This is a genomic window from Pelotomaculum terephthalicicum JT (assembly GCF_022410535.1).
In the GTDB taxonomy this organism is placed as follows: domain Bacteria; phylum Bacillota; class Desulfotomaculia; order Desulfotomaculales; family Pelotomaculaceae; genus Pelotomaculum_D; species Pelotomaculum_D terephthalicicum.
The window spans coordinates 78,320-96,750 of sequence record NZ_JAKNBL010000006.1; the positions used below are offsets into that span (position 1 = coordinate 78,320).

Annotated in this window: 18 protein-coding genes; 1 reads left to right on the forward strand and 17 read right to left on the reverse strand. The window is 45.0% G+C overall.

What is annotated here, in order from left to right; genetic code table 11:
• Positions 1-24: 24 nt before the first annotated feature.
• The 16 genes from larB to L9W92_RS06405 all read right to left on the reverse strand — a co-directional run bounded on the left by larB (position 25) and on the right by L9W92_RS06405 (position 16,267).
• A complete protein-coding gene (larB, locus tag L9W92_RS06330; RefSeq protein WP_240082953.1) occupies positions 25-798 on the reverse strand; it encodes a nickel pincer cofactor biosynthesis protein LarB in 774 nt (257 codons plus the stop codon).
• A gap of 42 nt (positions 799-840) precedes the next feature.
• Positions 841-1,698, reverse strand: a complete 858-nt coding sequence (locus L9W92_RS18630) for a polysaccharide deacetylase family protein (protein WP_240082894.1) — start codon at positions 1,696-1,698, stop codon at positions 841-843.
• Positions 1,699-1,918: 220 nt separating this feature from the next.
• Positions 1,919-2,503 (reverse strand): 5-formyltetrahydrofolate cyclo-ligase, encoded by a 585-nt coding sequence (locus L9W92_RS06340; RefSeq protein ID WP_240082895.1) that lies wholly within the window; start codon positions 2,501-2,503, stop codon positions 1,919-1,921.
• 35 nt (positions 2,504-2,538) lie between these two features.
• Positions 2,539-3,891, reverse strand: a complete 1,353-nt coding sequence (locus tag L9W92_RS06345; protein ID WP_312038068.1) for a DUF512 domain-containing protein — start codon at positions 3,889-3,891, stop codon at positions 2,539-2,541.
• Between the two features lie 148 nt (positions 3,892-4,039).
• Positions 4,040-5,089: a tRNA (adenosine(37)-N6)-threonylcarbamoyltransferase complex transferase subunit TsaD gene (gene tsaD / locus L9W92_RS06350; protein WP_240082897.1), complete on the reverse strand. Its 1,050-nt coding sequence runs from the start codon at positions 5,087-5,089 to the stop codon at positions 4,040-4,042.
• Between the two features lie 188 nt (positions 5,090-5,277).
• Positions 5,278-6,039 (reverse strand): lipase family protein, encoded by a 762-nt coding sequence (locus L9W92_RS06355; RefSeq protein WP_240082898.1) that lies wholly within the window; start codon positions 6,037-6,039, stop codon positions 5,278-5,280.
• 97 nt (positions 6,040-6,136) lie between these two features.
• Positions 6,137-6,307, reverse strand: a complete 171-nt coding sequence (locus tag L9W92_RS06360) for a hypothetical protein (protein ID WP_240082899.1) — start codon at positions 6,305-6,307, stop codon at positions 6,137-6,139.
• A 192-nt stretch (positions 6,308-6,499) separates the two neighbouring features.
• A complete protein-coding gene (locus L9W92_RS06365) occupies positions 6,500-7,123 on the reverse strand; it encodes a rhomboid family intramembrane serine protease (RefSeq protein WP_240082900.1) in 624 nt (207 codons plus the stop codon).
• Between the two features lie 275 nt (positions 7,124-7,398).
• A complete protein-coding gene (locus L9W92_RS06370) occupies positions 7,399-7,536 on the reverse strand; it encodes a hypothetical protein (RefSeq protein WP_240082901.1) in 138 nt (45 codons plus the stop codon).
• A gap of 5 nt (positions 7,537-7,541) precedes the next feature.
• Positions 7,542-8,900 (reverse strand): diguanylate cyclase, encoded by a 1,359-nt coding sequence (locus L9W92_RS06375; protein WP_240082902.1) that lies wholly within the window; start codon positions 8,898-8,900, stop codon positions 7,542-7,544.
• 48 nt (positions 8,901-8,948) lie between these two features.
• Positions 8,949-11,234, reverse strand: a complete 2,286-nt coding sequence (locus L9W92_RS06380; protein WP_240082903.1) for a hybrid sensor histidine kinase/response regulator — start codon at positions 11,232-11,234, stop codon at positions 8,949-8,951.
• An 18-nt stretch (positions 11,235-11,252) separates the two neighbouring features.
• The gene (locus L9W92_RS06385; protein WP_240082905.1) at positions 11,253-12,893 is read right to left on the reverse strand and encodes a methyl-accepting chemotaxis protein; all 1,641 of its coding nucleotides are present in this window, start codon (positions 12,891-12,893) and stop codon (positions 11,253-11,255) included.
• A gap of 40 nt (positions 12,894-12,933) precedes the next feature.
• A complete protein-coding gene (locus L9W92_RS06390) occupies positions 12,934-13,530 on the reverse strand; it encodes a chemotaxis protein CheW (RefSeq protein WP_240082906.1) in 597 nt (198 codons plus the stop codon).
• Between the two features lie 55 nt (positions 13,531-13,585).
• On the reverse strand, positions 13,586-15,055 hold the full coding sequence (locus tag L9W92_RS06395) for a CheR family methyltransferase (protein ID WP_240082907.1): 1,470 nt from the start codon (positions 15,053-15,055) through the stop codon (positions 13,586-13,588).
• Positions 15,052-15,510, reverse strand: coding sequence for a chemotaxis protein CheW (locus L9W92_RS06400; RefSeq protein WP_240082909.1), 459 nt, complete (start codon positions 15,508-15,510; stop codon positions 15,052-15,054). Before L9W92_RS06400 ends, L9W92_RS06395 begins: the two co-directional genes overlap by 4 nt.
• Positions 15,511-15,514: 4 nt before the next feature.
• Entirely contained in the window at positions 15,515-16,267 is a 753-nt protein-coding gene (locus tag L9W92_RS06405; RefSeq protein ID WP_240082910.1) for an SIR2 family NAD-dependent protein deacylase, read from the reverse strand.
• A gap of 226 nt (positions 16,268-16,493) precedes the next feature.
• Here L9W92_RS06405 and L9W92_RS06410 point away from each other — a divergent pair, with 226 nt between their 5' ends.
• Positions 16,494-17,345, forward strand: a complete 852-nt coding sequence (locus L9W92_RS06410) for a polysaccharide deacetylase family protein (protein WP_240082911.1) — start codon at positions 16,494-16,496, stop codon at positions 17,343-17,345.
• 53 nt (positions 17,346-17,398) lie between these two features.
• Here the strand turns inward: L9W92_RS06410 and L9W92_RS06415 are convergent, their stop codons facing one another.
• Positions 17,399-18,337, reverse strand: coding sequence for a restriction endonuclease (locus L9W92_RS06415; protein WP_240082912.1), 939 nt, complete (start codon positions 18,335-18,337; stop codon positions 17,399-17,401).
• Positions 18,338-18,431 lie beyond the last annotated feature (94 nt).

The window sequence follows — 18,431 nt, forward strand, 5'->3', positions numbered from 1 at the left end:
TAAATTTCTGTTTGGGTTATCTTATTAAGCTTTTTCTTTTGTTGCCCTTTCAATCATCCTCGTAATCGTATTGGCCATTGCGCCGGCGCCAAAACCATTATCAATGTTAACAACACTAACACCTGACGCGCAACTGTTCAACATCCCTAATAAAGCCGAAAGTCCGTTAAAACTGGCGCCGTAGCCCGTACTGGTCGGTACGGCGATTACCGGCTGGTCTGCCAGCCCGCCGATCACGCTGGGGAGTGCCCCTTCCATACCGGCTGCGACAATAATTACATGCGCCCAACGTATTAATTCCAGCTTATCCAACAAGCGGTGGAGTCCTGCCACCCCGATGTCATATGCTTTCCTGACATGACTCCCCATCACCTCGGCGGTTACGGCAGCTTCCTCCGCCACAGGCAAATCAGCAGTACCCGCGCTCAAAACCAAAACGTTGCCTGTTTTATTTGGATTCTCACCATGACTAACCACTATCGTCCTGGCTAACTCGTTGTATACAGCCGCAGGATATATTTCCCGCACAGATAAATATACTTCCCTTGAAGCCCTGGTTCCCAGGATGTTTTTATTTCCAGCGCCAAGCCTGGAAAATATCTGGACAATATGCTCAATTGTCTTTCCCTGACAGAAAATCACTTCCGGAAAACCCTTGCGCAGGGTTCGATGGTGGTCAATTACCGCGAAGCCGAGATCTTCAAAAGGCAAGTCTTTCATTTTGGTTAATGCGGCATCCACACCAACGGTGCCGTTTTTTACGTCTTCCAGGAGCTGGCGCAATGTATTCCGTTCGATTACCATCATCCCCGCTTAATTAGCGAATGTTAAACAATATTTTTAATTATTGCCCTGCGCGAAGTATTTTTCCAAAATAGCTATAGTTTCTTTGGCGCAGCGACCGGCGCCGATTCGACGAATGCATGAAGGATCCTCGCCCGGTCCGTTCAGACCTTGATTATTTGTAAAAAGGTAGGTATAGCCGGCCTCATTGAGCAATTTAACCAGGTCTTCGTTATAGGCGCCGTAAGGAAAGGCGAAATCCTTCGGCTCGCTCACGCCGGCCAGTTTTAAGGCCATGGTGTTTAGATTAATATCCTGCCAAACCCTGGCCCGGTATTCCGCTTCAGATTCCAAACGAAAATCTCTTTCCATCAAGCTGCGGGTTGTTAAATAAGCGCCTTCTTGATTATGTGCCCCCCGAATCAAACGGTGTCCGTCATAGCTGTGGCCGCCAATCTGCCACAGGCCTGAGCTTAACAACTCCTTCGCTTCTTCTACACTCAGGTGTTCGCGGCTTTTCTCCGGTCTCGGGTACCGGTCGAACCACTTTGTGACGGCAAACGACACAGCGGGGTAGTTGTAACGCTTTGTCAGCGGGAAAATCATACTGTAGACATCGCTGTACCCGTCATCGAATGTAAGTAAAACCGCCCGTTGGGGCACTTCAGCCTGTCCGTCGATAAATGCATGAAATTGTTCCAAGCTGATCGGATGGTAATCACTATCCTGCAGCGCCTGAAATGTTTCCTCCAGATCTTTCAGAGGCATCGTGTTCGGATTAGACGGTTCTTCACCAACCGCGTGAAAAAATAATACCGCCACCCGCTGGTCTGCAGGCACGGACTGCTTTGCCTGCGCGCTGGCTTCGTGTGAAACGTCTGAGCCCGGCCAAGCGAAATAGCATATAACCGTCACTAAGCAAAAAATAAATAATCTGGCTGCTGTAAAGATTGTCTGATTTTTTAATAATTTAATTGTTATCATTAAGTATACCCCTATCTCATGTATAATACCAGGCTCATAGACCTGGTATACTCGTTCATAACCTTAAATAATTCATATTTCGCCAAATAATTAAATAACCCTTTTCAAATTGTCATTTTTTTTAGGCCAACCATTAATTGGTGCGATAAGCTCATTTCTCCCGCGGCAAAATTTTGATTAGCCTTTTTTCTGTAACCAGGTAGTGCATCGCTATATCATGAACGGCAGGATATACATATCGCCGCACTTGGATCTCGAAGGCCAGGGCGATAAAAACCGAGCGGGAACTAAGTTTGGCTAAAAAGCGGTCATAATAACCGCCGCCGTAGCCTAAACGGTTGCCCCGGAGATCAAAAGCGACTCCAGGCACAAATACTAAATCAATATCGCCCGGTTCAACCGGCCGCAGGCAATGCGGTTTAGGCTCCAGAATACCCCAGTTGCCGGGCTGGAGGTCGCCGGGGTAGTCCACAATTAAAGAAGGTATCAACACGCTGTCTTTTTTTTCGGTAGCAGGAACAACAACCCGCTTACCGTCATCCATAGACCGCGACACTAGGGTTCCTGTGCGCACTTCGTTGCGAAAATCCAAGTACATCATTACAGTTTTTGCCTGACAGTACTCTTTCATCGCCATTACTTTATTTATAATAAGCTTGCTGTTCTCTGTCACTTCAGCAGAGCTTAAAGCCATCCTCTCCTGGAGCACTGCTTTCCTTAACGCGCTTTTGGACACTCCCCCACCCCGTCATGTTTTCTTTGCTAAAAGACTTATAATATATCGATGACCGTGCCGTACTTTTCTCCTAAATCCATATATGAAAGATCTGTAAGGTCCCTGCCCTGGTGGTCGAATGCCAATCCCGGCAAAAGAACCAGCTCCGGCTGCCATCCCGGATGCTCATTGAAGAAATCCGCCAGGGCGATTTGAAAATCTTTTATAGTTAGCAGACCGGCTGCTTTAATTGAGCCTCCAAAAAACATGTTGCGCACTACTACTACCCGGATTTCCGCGGCTCCTTGATAAAATTGCTTCAGCGCCATATTAATCACCGGTCCGGCAAGTTCAGAAGTGAGGACAAGCGCCTTCGACACCCGCCGGCGTCGGATCACCCGGTTGATATCCTTTATTAGATCCGGGTCTATATCATAATCCATCACCAGACCGGAACGTTCACGCGAATTTTTATCTAACCGGACATATTTCTGTTCATCTCCTCTTTTTATTTTTAGCACCGGTGAAGCTGTTTTATAAATTTCATTAAATGCCTGCACGCGGGTTAAAGGTCTAACTTTGTTTACAGAAACAATTAAATCGCCCGGTCTAATATCTGCCCGCCCGGCGGGTGTACCGTCGATTACTCCGGCGATACGCGGCTCCAGATCTTGGATTGCCGGGGGTTCGCAGATTAAGGGAGTGGATAATTCTTTCCTCAGCCGTGTTACCAATAAACGCAATTCAGGCAAAACAGAAGGCCCAAACTGTAAAGCAGCAGGCGCCAGCCTGGAATAACCGGGCAGCAATATTCTAATGGTTTGAGCGCCGCATTCGGATAGATATTTTATTGTTTTGCAGACATCCTGCCACCCGACCAAATGAGGCATGGCCACAACACTGCCATGAAAAGGAACTTTGTGTTCTTGCAACAAAATCGGGCATTTTATTGAGCTGAGAGCATTTTTATCACCCATTAATAACGCACGGCCTGCTTCAGTGGCGCTGTTCAAAGAAAGGTTGATCACAACTTTGCCCAGTGTTTTCAACATCTTTACCATACTCTCATCCAGCAGACTGCCGTTGGTAGTGATCTGTATTGTCGTACCGGTAAACCTGTCACGGACCAGTTGCAGAATATCTTCTATGCCTGGATGGGTAAATGGTTCTCCTTCAATAATCCTGGTAACCGATTCGCCGATTACCACCGGATAGGCCCGATCCATAAATGATAGTGTTCTTGCGACCTCCGCCGCGCTGCGGGGCGCGATCCGGTAGACTCTCACACATGATGGGTTTTGGCTGTGTGAGCAAAATATACAGCGCATATTGCACATTGATGTTAGAGGTAAAATATTGCCGTTTACAGCTCCATGCAATATATAATTTTCAACTTGGTTTTCATTCATATCTCAAACTGATTTCCCACAGGGCAACCCCTTTATTTATAAGTTATTAACAGACTTATGCACATTATCCACAGCATTATTAATTAACATAACTATTTTCCTGGCAAAATATATAACAAAAATACATAATAGCAAAATTATTAATCTATTACATGATTTTACCTCTGAAATTACCTTCGTACCTTTCCTCGCCAAGTTTTAAATCAGGAACTGCGTTTAAAGTCAAAGGGGCGAAAGCACTTCTTAGATATTTATAATAGGCCGCCGCGGCAATCATTGCCGCGTTGTCGGTACACAGCACCGGCGGCGGACAGATTACCCGGCGGTTTATTTTAGCGGCCTTACCGGTCAAATCCGTCCGCAGCAGGGTATTCGCGGCCACTCCTCCGGCCAGAAGAACAGTGGACACTCCTGCTTTTTGGGCTGCATCCAATGTTTTATCAATTAATACATCTGTCACCGCCTTTTGAAAACCGGCAGCCAGATCCGCTCTATTCACCTCTTCACCGTTTTGCTCCTCCCGGTGTATATAGTTAATTACCGCTGACTTCAAACCGCTAAAGCTGAAATCAAAACTACCTTCTTCCAAATAGGCTTTGGGGAAAGCAATCGCGTCGGGCTTACCTCCCCTGGCCAGGCGGTCAATTAAAGGTCCCCCCGGATAACCGAGTCCCAAAGCTCGCGCTACCTTGTCGAATGCCTCACCCGCCGCGTCATCCCGTGTCCTTCCTGCAACTTGATAATAACCATGTTTCTTAATCATTACCAAGTCGGTATGACCTCCTGAAACAACCAAGCAGATCAGGGGAAAAGCAATATTGGGCTCGGACAGAAAGTTTGCATAAATATGTCCTTCGATATGATTAATGCCAATCAAAGGCAGATCCAGCCCGTAAGCGATGGCTTTTGCGGCCGACACTCCTACAAGAAGCGCGCCAACCAGACCTGGTCCATATGTTACCGCAACTGCATCCAGTTCCTTGAAGCCAAGTCCGGCCACTGACAACGCTTCAGAGATCACGTGGTTAATCAGTTCCAGGTGTTTACGGGAAGCCTCTTCAGGTACCACTCCGCCAAACTTACCGTGCACATCCACCTGAGATGAAATTATATTCGACAGTATCTTTGTACCGTCAACTACCACCGCCGCCGATGTATCATCGCAAGATGTTTCTAAAGCAAGGATCACAACACTCAAAAGAACACCCTCTTTACGACATAACTTACTTGCTGGAACGGCTAAGCTTTTATTAACCTTAACTGCTTGCCGGAAAATCATGCATTTTTTTAATAATTATATCATAAAAAAAGCGGAGCATTTTTCCAGACAATAAAGAAAACCGCCTGTTTTTACTAGGCGGCGTATCTCATCCGTGTCGCATATAATTAGCTCCATCCCTTTACTACTTCAGACGCAATCGCCTGCAAGCCTTCCTCCCTGTGGAAATACTCCTGGTGGCCTTTTATCGGATTAAAGGGATTTATTATAAAATCAATATTTCTGTCAAGACCCGGAAGTATTTTCGGCACCATTTGCGGCCAAGCTATATCCATAACTCCGGCGATATTGGTAAAGCGTCCAACTGCCGGTCTTGATTCTAGATCAACGTGTCTTGCCACTCCCTGTTTAAACCAGAAAAGCGGGCTGCCAAGCAGCAGCAGATGGCTTACCTGCCGCGCGGTAGCCGGATTCTCCACGAGGGCGCAAAAACTGACAATCGAACCCAAGCTGTAGCCGACTAAGTGCACAGGCTCATTACTTTGGTCAATTGCCTCGTATAGACGTTTATTAACTTCCTGATAAGTTTTATCCCAGTACAAATAAGCGAAAATATCTCCGAAATTGTCTACGATTGAGTCTGAAAGCTTACGGATTGCGCCTGTCTCTTTGGCGTAAGGCGAGCGAAGTGAACCTAGTTCTTCTTCCGCTCGCTTTTTTAAACCCATTATTTGAATTTGCAGCACGCCTTCGGTTTGCCCCTTACCATATTTGGGGCCGGGAACAAGATCATAGTAATAAACTCCGCCAAACTGCTCATCCTTTAATGCCAGGCTCTGTTTCGCCAGTTCATTCTGAAGAGGAACCGCCCAATCCTTCCAATAATCTCTATCGCTGCTGAAGCCCATGCCGTGTACAAATAATATCATCCCAATATCCTTACCCCCGTATATAAATTTAATACATTATATTCCGGGGATTACCATACAGCTACGTTCAACAGGCGATAAATACGTTTACCCAATATCAATCAAATAAAGTTATTGTATCTCTGTTGCTCGCCACAAATTCCACTTTCGTACAGCCGCACTGTCTGCATATGACAGTAAGCACATCACACAAGTCAATTTGTGACACGTAGACATCGAAGCCTCCCTGGTCGTCATCATTTCCGCAATCACATTGGAACCGGATCATGAATAATCACCGTCCCTTAATATGCAGCTTATATAAAACCATTGATTTTAATCAATATATTTCTAGACGCTGATCAGCAATTCCTTTTAACAATAAATAGCACGTAATAAACAAGCAGGAAACCCTCCAAAAATCAGAGTAGTTTTCTTGCTTGTTTATTGCTGAAGCATAACACCGCTGGGTTATTTGTTCCTAATAATTAACATAATCCCTATCTTTACTCCGGGAAAAAAGCTTTACAAGCAGTATTCCGGCAATAAACCCGCCGATATGCGCCCAGAAAGCGACACCCTGGGCGGTCTGATCCGTTAAGCCGGCAACGCCGCTGAGGATTTGCAGGACGAACCAAAGTCCCAGAAATATTACCGCCGGGATAGGTATGATTTGAATAAATATAAACAGAAAGACTAAGGTAAGCACTTTAGCCCGCGGATATAGAATCAAATAAGCCCCAAGAATTCCCGCGATCGCCCCGCTGGCGCCAATCAATGGCGAATTCGAAAACGGGTAGTAAAAAATGTGGGCTATGGTGGCAATATAACCTGTCAAAAGGTAAAACACCAGGTAACGGAAATGTCCCATGCGATCTTCAACATTATCCCCGAAAATCCATAAATAGAGCATGTTGCTCAATACATGAAACCAACCTCCATGTAAAAACATGGCCGTAGTAAGCCTCACCAATTGATCTGCGGTCATACCTACAGATGAAAGCTGGATCGGGATTACCGCATGAGAAAAAATAAACTCGTCCAAATACCTTCCCAAATATACTTCATACCCGAATACTGCCAGATTAATAATAATCAATAGCATATTTACTATCGGGAAACCCCGGGAGGGTATATTATCTTTTAAAGGAATCGTGGCCAGTTTCCTCCTTATATTCAGGTACTAGGAATTCAGCAGTCGTAAATACAGAATATTTCCAGATGATAAATCTTTTCTCATTCTGTCTCCTGACTCCTTTTATTTATTGTATGACTATTTACCAATTTTCGTTTTAGCAATTTTTTTTTATTTTTTCCGTATTAAACGCAGATTAAAGTAGGTGAATATTGGTTAATAATTTTTTTAAGAGAAAAGCAGGATTAGGAAATGTGCTTATCTTCGATAAGGTGGACTTTGTCCGGGCTGAAACGAATCCATACATCACTGCCGATGGTTAGTTTGCCATGCAAGGCCTGGTCATGGCTTATGGCAGCGGTTAATGGCATCCCGCAATCCACTACTGCTAATGCCTCTTATCACGTTTCTGCTCATACATCGATTTATCAGCCTCGACTAACATTTGCTCAATAGTGTAGTTTGATTCCGGATCATAATGCGTTATCCCAACACTGATTGACAGCTTGTAGTAATTTTTATGAGCGTTGCGGACATCCAGCTTCTCACGCAGACGTGCTATCAGCGCTTCAGCGCTGGACACAGGTACTTCGAGCATAAGAATAGCAAACTCATCTCCACCTATGCGACCAATGATGTCAGAATCCCGGAAAGTGTTTTTTAAAATATTGGCGGTCTCGATTAACGCGCGGTCACCTTCGTGATGGCCTAAATTATCATTGATCCACTTCAGGTTATCCAAATCTCCATATAGCAGCAATACTTCCCTTTTTGTGCGGCTGGCTAATGCCAACTGCTGTTGGGCAAGGGTTAAAAATCCACGCCTGTTGCATAGGCCGGTAAGTTCATCGGTAAGGGACATACTGATCAATTTTTCTCTTAACTGCACATTATCAGTAACATCCCGCAGTGTTGCAATGAGGGCGCTGTTGCCTTCCCAATTCGTATCAGCCACACGCACCTCAGCGATAAGCTCAACTCCATCCTTGCGGGTGATGTTAACCTCTTTTGTTTCACCAGCCATAACAGGAAAATCAAACAATTCACCCAGCAGTTCTTCCTTATTGCGGCCCAGAAGAATTTCCGCAGCCGGATTGAGATAACGAATCACTCCTTCAGTATCCACGACAACCATGGCGTCGGCATTCCTCTCGAGGAGCGCGCGGTAATCAGCTTCCAGAATCTTTATGGTTTCAAGCGCCTTTGTCAATTCTTTGTTTGATTGCTCAAGTTCAATGTTTTTTTGAACGGCATTTTCAAATGTGGAAAGAAGCAAGTCCAAAATCTGGATACGTTCTGAGTTAAGATAATGCTTTTGGCCAGCGAAAAAAACCTCGATGCCCATTTCCGCCGCAATCCCGTTTTTTCTCAGTTCCATGTTTGCCAGGATGTGGCGGATGCGGGAGAGAAGAAATTGCTCGTTGTAAGGCTTAATAATAAAGTTGCTTGTGCCGCACTTTAGCCCGTTGATAACATCAACAGGTTCCGACAATGATGTCAAAAGTATAACTGGAATGTCCTTAAATCTTTCATCAGACTTGATCTGCCGGCAGAGTTCATAACCATCCATTTCCGGCATGACCACATCACTGATCACTATTGTCGGTTTTCTTTTCTTAATATTTTCAATAGCTTCTAAACCATTATACGATACTGTTACATGATAGTCGTACTGTTCAAGGGTATATCTCAGTTGCTCTGCCTGGGTCAGACTGTCTTCCACAATCAGAATATCGATGTCGTTCATACCATTCCCTCCCAGATGACAAAACAAAAAGGATAGTATCTCAACTAGTTAGATAAGTTTATCAATGACCTCTAATAAATTGCCATGGTCGAAACTACTTTTCACAATATAAGCGTCAGCTCCCGCATCTATGCCGCGCTCCCGGTCTTCCCGGGAATCAAGACCAGTCACCAATACAACAGGCAGCCGCGCATATTTCTTATCCGCACGCATCCTGGATGTGAGCTCAAACCCATTCATCCTCGGCATTTCAACATCTGACACAACCAAATCAAAATCCTCAGTTTTCAGCGCAGTTAACGCCTCAATACCATCAACGGCGGTTTTGACACTGTACCCGGATGCCTCCAAAATATTTTTTAATAACATTCTTGAAGTAATTGAATCTTCCACAACTAAAACTAATTTTTTATTTGCGCTCAATGTTTCGGCTGCCGAGACAGTTCCAGCGGAGGTATTAATCTTTAGCGTTGATTTCAGTAAATCTGGAATATTTAGAATAGGAACTACCCTTCCGGAGCCAAGGACAGTGGCGCCGCTGACATTCCTCACCCGGGGAAGCTGCTTGCCGAGACTTTTGACCAGCACCTCCTGCTCACACACAATTTCGTCAACAGCGAAGGCAATCCGCTTTTCAGCAGTGCCAAGAAGCAGCACCAGGATATATCCTGAACTCTTATCTTTATTATCTTGCCGGGCAAGCTCCAATACATCAGCAAGCCTGACGAAGGAAACGGCGCAACCCTTCAGGGATACGAGCTCCTTGTCTTCGGCTGTTTTTATCTCCTCTTGTCTGATTCTCGTAACTCTTTCCACGTTAGTTGAAGGTATTACAAACAACTGCTCAGCCGCTCTAACGAGAATCCCCCTGAAAGTAGCCAGGGTCACCGGAATAATGATGCGGAAAGATGACCCGGTTTGAGGCCCGGTTTCCACTGAGATTATTCCGCCAAGCTTTTCCACCTTCTCTCGTACAATGGCAAGTCCGAGTCCTCTGCCTGAGATATCGGTAATTATCGGACTTGTAGATACTTCCGACTGAAATATCAGCTCCAGCGCTTCTTGCTTGCTGAGTTTATTATAATCCTTTTCAGACAATATCCCCTTCTTTACAGCAGATTCTTTAACTTTATCCAAATTAATTCCAGTTCCGTCATCAGAAACAAGGATCTCAACCTTGTGGCCGGTTATCTGTGAAATAGTCACGGTAACTTTCCCGCACCGCGGTTTTTTGTTTTTTTCCCGCTCTGCCGGTGTCTCTATTCCGTGATCAACACAATTCCGCAATAAATGGATAAAGGGATCCTTCATATCTTCGAGGATGCGTTTGTCGATTTCTTTCTCACTTCCCTGCAAAATCAACTCCACTTCCTTGTTTTGAACCCTGGACAGGTCGCGAATCATTTTGGGGAAAGTTGCCAGAAGTGAGGAAAAGGGAAGCATCAGTGCTTTTCTTATATTTTTTTGGAAATTATCCACGTTTCCGCCAATCGAACGGCGATCGTTTTCCGTTAATTTTATCAGCGTATTTACTTTGCTTTCCATTAATTTAACACAATTATGATTCCAATCAAGAAACTCCAAAAGTTTGGCAAACTGCAAGTTGTCTTTACCAGTTCGTATAGCTTGATGATTTTTCGCACATTCCTTATCCCAGCGGCCAAGCATATCCTGAAGATCCTGCAAGTCGGTGACATACCGGTCCAGTGCCAGTTTTATGGACAACATTTCCTCGGCTTGCCGCAAAAGGGAGTCCAACTTTTCCGTGGAAATCCTCACCGTTTCTGATACGGCCGGCCTTTCTCCAATATCTGGAGCATCTTGACCGGCGGTGCCGATCCCGGTGTCGTGACCCGGCGGATCCGCCGGGAAGCTTATTTGCAATTGTGGTATTGGTTCCTCAGTTGTTGTGCCGCTTGTCTGCTTGCCGGTCTCCAGGTCGGCTAACTGTTGAATGAGTTTTGTTATTGGGACTTGTCCTCCTGCGGCAGTGTAAAGCAGCTTGTTTATCGTGTCGACTGCATTATGGAGCTTGTCAAAAAGTTCAGGCGACGGGTTAATCTCCTTGCGCTTCAAAATAGCCAGAACACTCTCCAGTGACTGGCAAATCGTTTCAATATCCGTCATGTTGACAGCCCGCGCCGCGCCTTTTAAGCTGTGCGCCTCCCGGAAAACAGCTTCAACAAACGCCGTTTGCTTTTCAATAGACGTTGTTTTCTCTAATTCAAGCAATCCGGCGGACATTGCTTTAAGACGCTCTTCTGCTTCAATTTTAAACAGTGACCGAAGTCTTTTAAGCAAGTCGGTTTCTTTTTTATTTTCTTGCATGGGCATGTTGGCTCCCCCGATTCTTTATACCTGGTACTGCTCAACCAACTCCTTCAACCTCCGTCCCAGTTCGTCCAATTTGAGCGCTGCTGTTTCCAGCTGTCTCGCGCTGTCAACGTTCTGATTGCTTGCTTGCTCGATATTATTCATCGCCAAAGCCACCTGATCAATTCCGGTTAACTGCTGCTGGGCGGTTACCGCAATTTGTGTTACCGCATGCGTTGCTTCAGAAATTGTATTTGCCATAGTCTTGATCGACTCGCTCGCTTCAGTGGATTGTTTTACACCGGCATCCACCGCTTTGCTTCCTTGTTCCGTAGCCATTACTGCCGCGCTGGTGGCTTTTTGGATGTCGTTCAAAATTCTCCGCACCTGGGCTGTCGCTTGCTTCGATTGTTCCGCCAGGCTCTTGATTTCATGGGCCACCACGGCAAACCCCTGCCCGTGTTCCTCTGCCTTGGCCGCCTCAATCGAGGCGTTGACCGCCAAAAGGTTTGACTGTTCCGCCACGTCGTCAACTATGGAAATTAGTTCCCCTATAGCCTGGCTCTGTTCACTGAATTGCACAATACTCTCAGCGATAGAGGCCATCTGTTCTTGAATCAGATCCATTCTCTTGATCGTCTCATTGACCGACTCCTGACCATTTTGTGAAACCTGCATTGCTTTTTGGGCAATCTCCGAAATATATTTGGCTTTTTGACTGGAAACCTGAACTATCTGTCTAACTTCTTCCATAGTTGCAGTTGTCTCACTAACCGAAGCCGCGGATTCCGCCGCGCCGGAAGCAAACTGAACGGTTGAGACTGATATCTCGGTGGCGGAGGAAGCCAGAACGCTTACCCCTTCCATAATCTGCCTGATTTCCTCCCTTAAATTCTCCACCATCTTGTGGAATGATTGAATCAGAAAACCTATTTCGCTCCGGCTCTCATTTGCAGGCACATTGACTCTCAAATTCCGCGCCGCGATCTGTTCGGCGACGCCCACTGCTGTTTTTAAGGGATTTGTGATGCTGCGCGTGATGAAGAAAGTGATCAACCAGGAAATAAGTATCCCCAATAATATCGCTGTGCCGCCGGTAATTAACATAAACAAACGAGTCCTGGTGTATTCATTCGCCGCCTCATTAAAACGTGTTTTGCTGCGCTCCTCCTGGTAATTGACAACTTTTTTCAATGAATCCTCTATCTTAGCCATCCCAGGCATAGCATCTCTGTTAATTTCAGAAACTGCTTCGGCGCTTTTACCGGCCAGGCCTAAACTAACCACTTTATCGTTGGATATCTTGCCTGAGTCGATAGCGTTCTCCACATTTGCCAATAGAGCCTTACCTTCAACAGTGTTGTCCAGCTCCTTAAGACTGGCAAAGTCCTTATTGTATCTCGCCCGGGCTTCTTCGATCTTGCTGCTGGATTCTTGTTTGGCGTTAAAATCCTCCAACAGCAGAATAGTTCGGGTTTCACGCGAGATGATGGCCATCGAATCCAACATATCATAAGCTAATTCCATACTGACAACGTTAACGTTATAGATCTGATTCATTTCATCTTGAATCTTCCCCATACTTCTATTCCCTACCAGCGTGGAAATAACGAGCAGGACCAGGACCAGCCCGAAGCCTAGACCAAGCCGCGTACCTATTTTCATGTCTCTAAAATTCATTTTGTCACCCCTGTGTATTTGTTTTTCCTCCGTTTCACACTTATGCTTCTTCGCTAACGACAATCCGCTTGTCGGATAGAATTCTTGCCATATCAAGAACAATGAACTGTTCTCCGGTCATACCTCTCAGATATTCCGCGCGTATGTTGGTCAAGGTTGGCGGCAATGGTGGAATTTCATCGCGTGCAATATACCCTACGCCGGTGATGGTTTCCGCCGGTATGGCAAACTCCATTTCAGATGTGTGCACAATAATGGTTTTATTGAGGACGTTAGCTCCTTTTCCCGGAATGCCAAAAAATTTATTTATATCAACGACCGATAATATTTGTCCCCGGACATTGATTATTCCAAGAACAAACGGCGGTGTACAGGGCAGCGGTGTTATTTCCTTTAGTGAGCAGACCTCACGGATAAATGCCGAGTCAACCGCATATTTCTCACCGTTCAAAAGAAACTTGACGATTTTCAGATGCGTTTCAGTAGATTCTTTATTTTTTGGTGCTTGAGCAAGTATTTTCGCTCTGGCTCTGAGGATCATTTTTTTTTCTTCATGAGAAGGTGTTAATCCCCTCTCGGCAGCCGTCCTGGCATTTTCCAGACGGTTATAAATTTCATTCCAGACAATCTTCTTCATTCTCGCACCGTCGCCTGCTCATTAATTGGATAGCACATACTCAGGCCTGTCTTCCTTATTTCAAAATCTTTCTTCCAATTATATTAGTGATAACCTCCGAGAGCCTGCCGGCGGTAATACCTTCGGATTCCGGCAAAATATCTTCTTGAGCATAGTTGTTTAAAACTATAAGAGCATTCTCATAGTGTTTCTCCGATTCATGATAATTTCCCTGCCGCATGGTGATATTTCCAAGCGTAAAATGTGCAAGAACAAATTTGGGGTCAAGATAAAGCGCGCGTTTTAATGATATTATCGCTTCTTCGACTCGCTCTTGTTCTTGCAGAATTGTAGCAAGGAGATAATACAAAACTGAATTGAGTTTATCGGCGCAAATAGCCTTTTCACACCATTCCCGCGCTTCAGCCAGTCTTCCCTGATTAGCGCATGCCCGTGCTGACTGAATCAATGTTATGTCGTTGCGGCACTCTTCGTTGAAAGCCTGCGCGTCATGTAATAAACCGTTACCAACTGGTTGGTCGGCTGTTTTTTCCGACAGCTCAGTTCGAATGATATCTGCGCGCTCAGGCAGATATTCAAGACCGGAAATAAAATCCGGTTTATTGTCGGATATTGAAAACATTGTTTCTGCATTATTTATCATATAATTCTGTTTGTTATCTTTTTTAAACAAAATTGTTCCACCAAAATTTATCTTAGTAAATTGCGGAAAAAAAACGGGCGAGGTTTCGGAAGGACTGGTGATCAGCCAACCACCAGGCTTAAGAGAGTGGAAAAGACGTTTAATGACTTTTTTCTTTTGTTCAGGCGAAAGGTATATGAGCACATTACGGCAAAAAATCACATCCATCTCATTAGTACTATTTACCATCGACGGATAAATATCATCTGCCAAATTAAGATGAAAAAACCGAACCATTTTTTTAATATGGGGCAGAACCTCAAAGCGGTCATCCTCTGACCGCTTAAAAAATCTTTCTTTGATCCATGGCGGTGTGCCGCGAAACGACCATTCACTGTAAATACCCGCTAGCGCTTTTCGAATAAAGTAAGAATTAATGTCCGTGCCAAGAATAGTAATATGCCAATCCTTTAAATAATAAGCCATTTTATCAAGCAGGATCGCGATAGAATATGGCTCCTCGCCGGTGCTGCAACCGGCGCTCCATATTCTCAATCTTTGCTCTTTTCCACTATAGGTACGTGAATCAATTAATTCGGGGAGAATGAGTTTCTCAAGCGCCTCAAAAATTTTCATATTACGAAAAAAATAGGTTTCACCGACAGTCAGACGGCCAGCCAAAATTTCGATCTGTTTTTTTGATAATTGTGATGACATTAACCAGCGGATGCACGATTCGGTATCTCCAAAACCGAAGTCTAGAGCGGCGGCGCTAATCCCTCGCTCGAGCTCATGACGGCGCTTTTCCGGAAAGTCCAGACCCATTTGAGCGGCAAGAAATTCATTGAGTTGTGAAAGGACGATATCCGGTATACCGGCGGTCATTTTTCTTCCTTCTTTCATATCTCCTTTATTACTTCGTTCAAGGCTTGTTCTTCTTCGTGGAACAGCAGCCTGCCAAGATCAAGGATCATGATCATACCGTCTTCAAGTTTTATTACGCTTTCAACGTACTCAATACCGGGCATGATCTCTCCGGCTGCAATGACCTCTTGTTCCGGCCGTTCAACAACACCGCCTACCGCGTCTGCCACCAGGGCTATAGTTCGCCTTGACGTATTGGCAATGATGAAATGGTCGCTCAAAGATATTTCCCGGCAGGGCAACCCGAATCGGTTCCTTATATTAACAACTGGAATAATCCTGCCCTGCATGTTGATCACACCAAGTACAACTTCCGGCGCTTGCGGCAATGGGGTTACTTCTACCGCTCGAATGATTCTTTCTACGTGGGAAAGATATAATCCAAACAATCGTTCTTCTAATTTAAAGGTAACGTATCTATTCAAACTGTTCATTAAATTACTGTCCCTTTATCCCCAGCGCCGCCAGGGTGTCAATAAATACTTGCCCGGATTTCTCGTTAATGACCAGATCTGCCTGGCTGTCCCAGGGAGTCTCATCCTGATTGATGATTACCAGTTGTCTGGCGTAGTCCGGCAGCGAAGCGACCGGGTAGACCTGCAGGCTGCTTCCGACAACAATCAGAAGCTGGCAGCCGGAAATAACCTTTGTTGCTTGCAAATAGTCATCACCCATTGAATCCTCGAACAGTACGATGTCAGGGCGCAACACACCGTTGCATTTTTCGCAGCGTGGCGGGTTTTTCCCGCTTTCAAACTGATTAATCAAAATTTCAAAAGGATAACTGTTTTTACAATCAAAACAATGACAGGTCCGCAAATGACCATGCACCTCCCATACCCTTTTGGAACCGGCCTTCCGGTGCAGTCCGTCAATGTTCTGGGTGATTACCCCAATTAATAAGCCTTCCCGTTCCAGTTGGGCCAGGGCATAGTGCGCCGGGTTAGGTTCAGCCCCGGAGTAGGTTGTCCAGCGTTTTAAATTATTCTGGTAAAATGCCGCCGGATCACGGCGCAACGCCGAAACGCAGGCAACTTTCATTGGGTCGAACTTATTCCAAAGACCTGTACCGGGACTGCGGTAATCCGGTATGCCGCTCTCTGTGCTGATCCCTGCGCCAGTCAGGGCGAAGGTGCGGGAAGAATCTTTTAAAAGATTTACAAAAGCATCAATTTTTTCTTCGTATTTCATTTTCTCACCCCACGTTAAATATTTTATAAAATATTTGCGTTGTCAAAATAATATTACATCTTTTGCCGTCATGTTTATATTATAATAATCAAGTCTTTTCATCAAGACAAGTCCCACTGGACCGGTGTTATTTTTACCTTCATGCTGGAAATATTTTATTGCATGATTCGACAACAGGTAGTATATTCAATATATTACTAGATGACTAGCTCACAAGAGGCACTAAATGTTTTATAAATGTTCCATACCATTATTCATCGTCTTAATACTCCTGGCTAATTGCACAAAAAGCCCGCTGGTTGCCATGGATAGCCGGACAGGTAATTCAGCCCAAGTAGAAGTGTCAAACCAACTCATGGTCCTTGAGCAAGCTGCCGCCGACCGGCAACCTGTTGATAATTCATCAACTGAGCCGGCTAAATACGTTTATCTTACTTTCGACGACGGACCTAATTCACATTATACGGGCATAATTTTAGATATTTTAAAGAAATACGATGTAAAAGCAAGCTTTGTAGTTATCGGCAGTAACATAGAAAAAAACCCCGAGGTATTAAAAAGAATTGTTAATGAAGGACATGGCTTGGTTAACCACACTTTCAGCCATGATTATAATAAAATCTACGCCAGTCCAAGAGCCTTCTTGGAAGATCTGCAAAAGTGCGCTCAAGCTATTACCGCGTTAACAGAAAAAAACGTGAAAGTATTTCGCGCCCCCGGAGGTCCTGCTAAACTAAACAAAAACATTGATGAACTGCTTAGCAAAAATGGTTATCTATCGTTGGGATGGAATGTATCCGCCGCCGATACCGATCCCAACGGCGCCACGCCGGAGCAGGTTTACGGCAATGTCGCAAACGGGGTTGTAAATATGGAAAGAATGAAGCGGGTGCCAATCATTCTCATGCATGACGGTACAGAAATCAACCTCAGTCAGAGTTCGCCCGGAACAGCAACGCTGAATTATATTAAGAACCGCGAAAGCGATGTTGCCGCCCTGCCTAAAATAATTGAGTTTTTACAGGCGAGGGGCTACTCATTTGCCATAGTCGACGAAAAAACACCTTCAGTATGGTAACACATGGTAACACGAAAAATTAACCCCGGAGCTCTGCGACTGACAAATGCGGCTTATGTTTTATCCGGCCCGAATCCTTTTAGAGGGTCGGTATTCACGATACTCCTGCCCAAGTAAAGGCATATAGTGCCCATGAAGATGTTTAACAATGCAAAAGACAGGTAAAAATAGCTTAAAAAAGTTGTGCCGCGCATCAAAATATATCCTCCATACAACATCAGACCGAACAAATAATAACTCTTAGCCTTTTCGAAACGAAAAACAGAGTCCCAAACAACTGGAAATGTCGTCCGGCTCTCATCCGCTGCCGACAGGGAAATCCCCTGCTGAGCATCTTTTTCCCGCAATGATTCTAAACCGGCGCGCAACGCTATGTTCACCAGCCCATACCGGTCAATCGGTTTTATATTGATCCCTCTGCGGAAAATTTGCTTGACTACCCGTGTCACGCCTGGACTGTGTTCCCCAGTTGTAACCAATAAGCCGTTTTTATAACCCCCAAGGCTAAGCGCGCCGGCAAATGACTGGATGTCAGAACGCTTTATTTTTCTATTTCCTTCCGGGCACGCACACAGTATTGCCACTGGTGCCCCCTGATAAACGCCTATTAAATCGATTTCCTGTTTTTCGCTGCTGTTTAAGCTTATAGTCTGGAAACCAGGTATCCTTCTAAATAATTCCAAAACGATGAGTTTTAATTCATGCCGGGAATTCACCTTCGTTATATCATCAAAAATCTTTTTACCAGCCAGCCGGAACTTCCGCCGCAGTTGCCGCTTTCGCTCTATGATGAAAAAAAGCTTTCGCAGCAATACGGCTTCCAGAACAAGCAGCGGGACGGAAAATATGAAAGCCGTTTGCAATCTTTCCATTAAGCTTGCCAAAAGCAGAAAACTTGCCAGCCAGATAAGGAACAGCCCGCACAATTGATCAAACCGGCGGCCTAAAGCACTTCTTGCATCTTTTTTTGACTTGCCCGTAGCATAGACCATTAATAGCACCTCAGCGTTTTTTACTATTTATTTTTCCCAGAATATTGGAAATAATAACATGTCAACTTTGCTAAACTTGTCAGGTCAGGCCATT

Bases quoted from the DNA above. Each gene is read 5' to 3' on its own strand.
- L9W92_RS06345 (WP_312038068.1), bottom strand. From the start codon at position 3,891: ATGAATGAAAACCAAGTTGAAAATTATATATTGCATGGAGCTGTAAAC.
- L9W92_RS06355 (WP_240082898.1), bottom strand. From the start codon at position 6,039: ATGATATTATTTGTACACGGCATGGGCTTCAGCAGCGATAGAGATTAT.
- L9W92_RS06360 (WP_240082899.1), bottom strand. From the start codon at position 6,307: ATGATCCGGTTCCAATGTGATTGCGGAAATGATGACGACCAGGGAGGC.
- L9W92_RS06365 (WP_240082900.1), bottom strand. From the start codon at position 7,123: ATGCTATTGATTATTATTAATCTGGCAGTATTCGGGTATGAAGTATAT.
- L9W92_RS06375 (WP_240082902.1), bottom strand. From the start codon at position 8,900: ATGAACGACATCGATATTCTGATTGTGGAAGACAGTCTGACCCAGGCA.
- L9W92_RS06380 (WP_240082903.1), bottom strand. From the start codon at position 11,234: ATGCCCATGCAAGAAAATAAAAAAGAAACCGACTTGCTTAAAAGACTT.
- L9W92_RS06385 (WP_240082905.1), bottom strand. From the start codon at position 12,893: ATGAATTTTAGAGACATGAAAATAGGTACGCGGCTTGGTCTAGGCTTC.
- L9W92_RS06390 (WP_240082906.1), bottom strand. From the start codon at position 13,530: ATGAAGAAGATTGTCTGGAATGAAATTTATAACCGTCTGGAAAATGCC.
- L9W92_RS06395 (WP_240082907.1), bottom strand. From the start codon at position 15,055: ATGAAAGAAGGAAGAAAAATGACCGCCGGTATACCGGATATCGTCCTT.
- L9W92_RS06400 (WP_240082909.1), bottom strand. From the start codon at position 15,510: ATGAACAGTTTGAATAGATACGTTACCTTTAAATTAGAAGAACGATTG.
- L9W92_RS06405 (WP_240082910.1), bottom strand. From the start codon at position 16,267: ATGAAATACGAAGAAAAAATTGATGCTTTTGTAAATCTTTTAAAAGAT.
- L9W92_RS06410 (WP_240082911.1), top strand. From the start codon at position 16,494: ATGTTTTATAAATGTTCCATACCATTATTCATCGTCTTAATACTCCTG.
- L9W92_RS06415 (WP_240082912.1), bottom strand. From the start codon at position 18,337: ATGGTCTATGCTACGGGCAAGTCAAAAAAAGATGCAAGAAGTGCTTTA.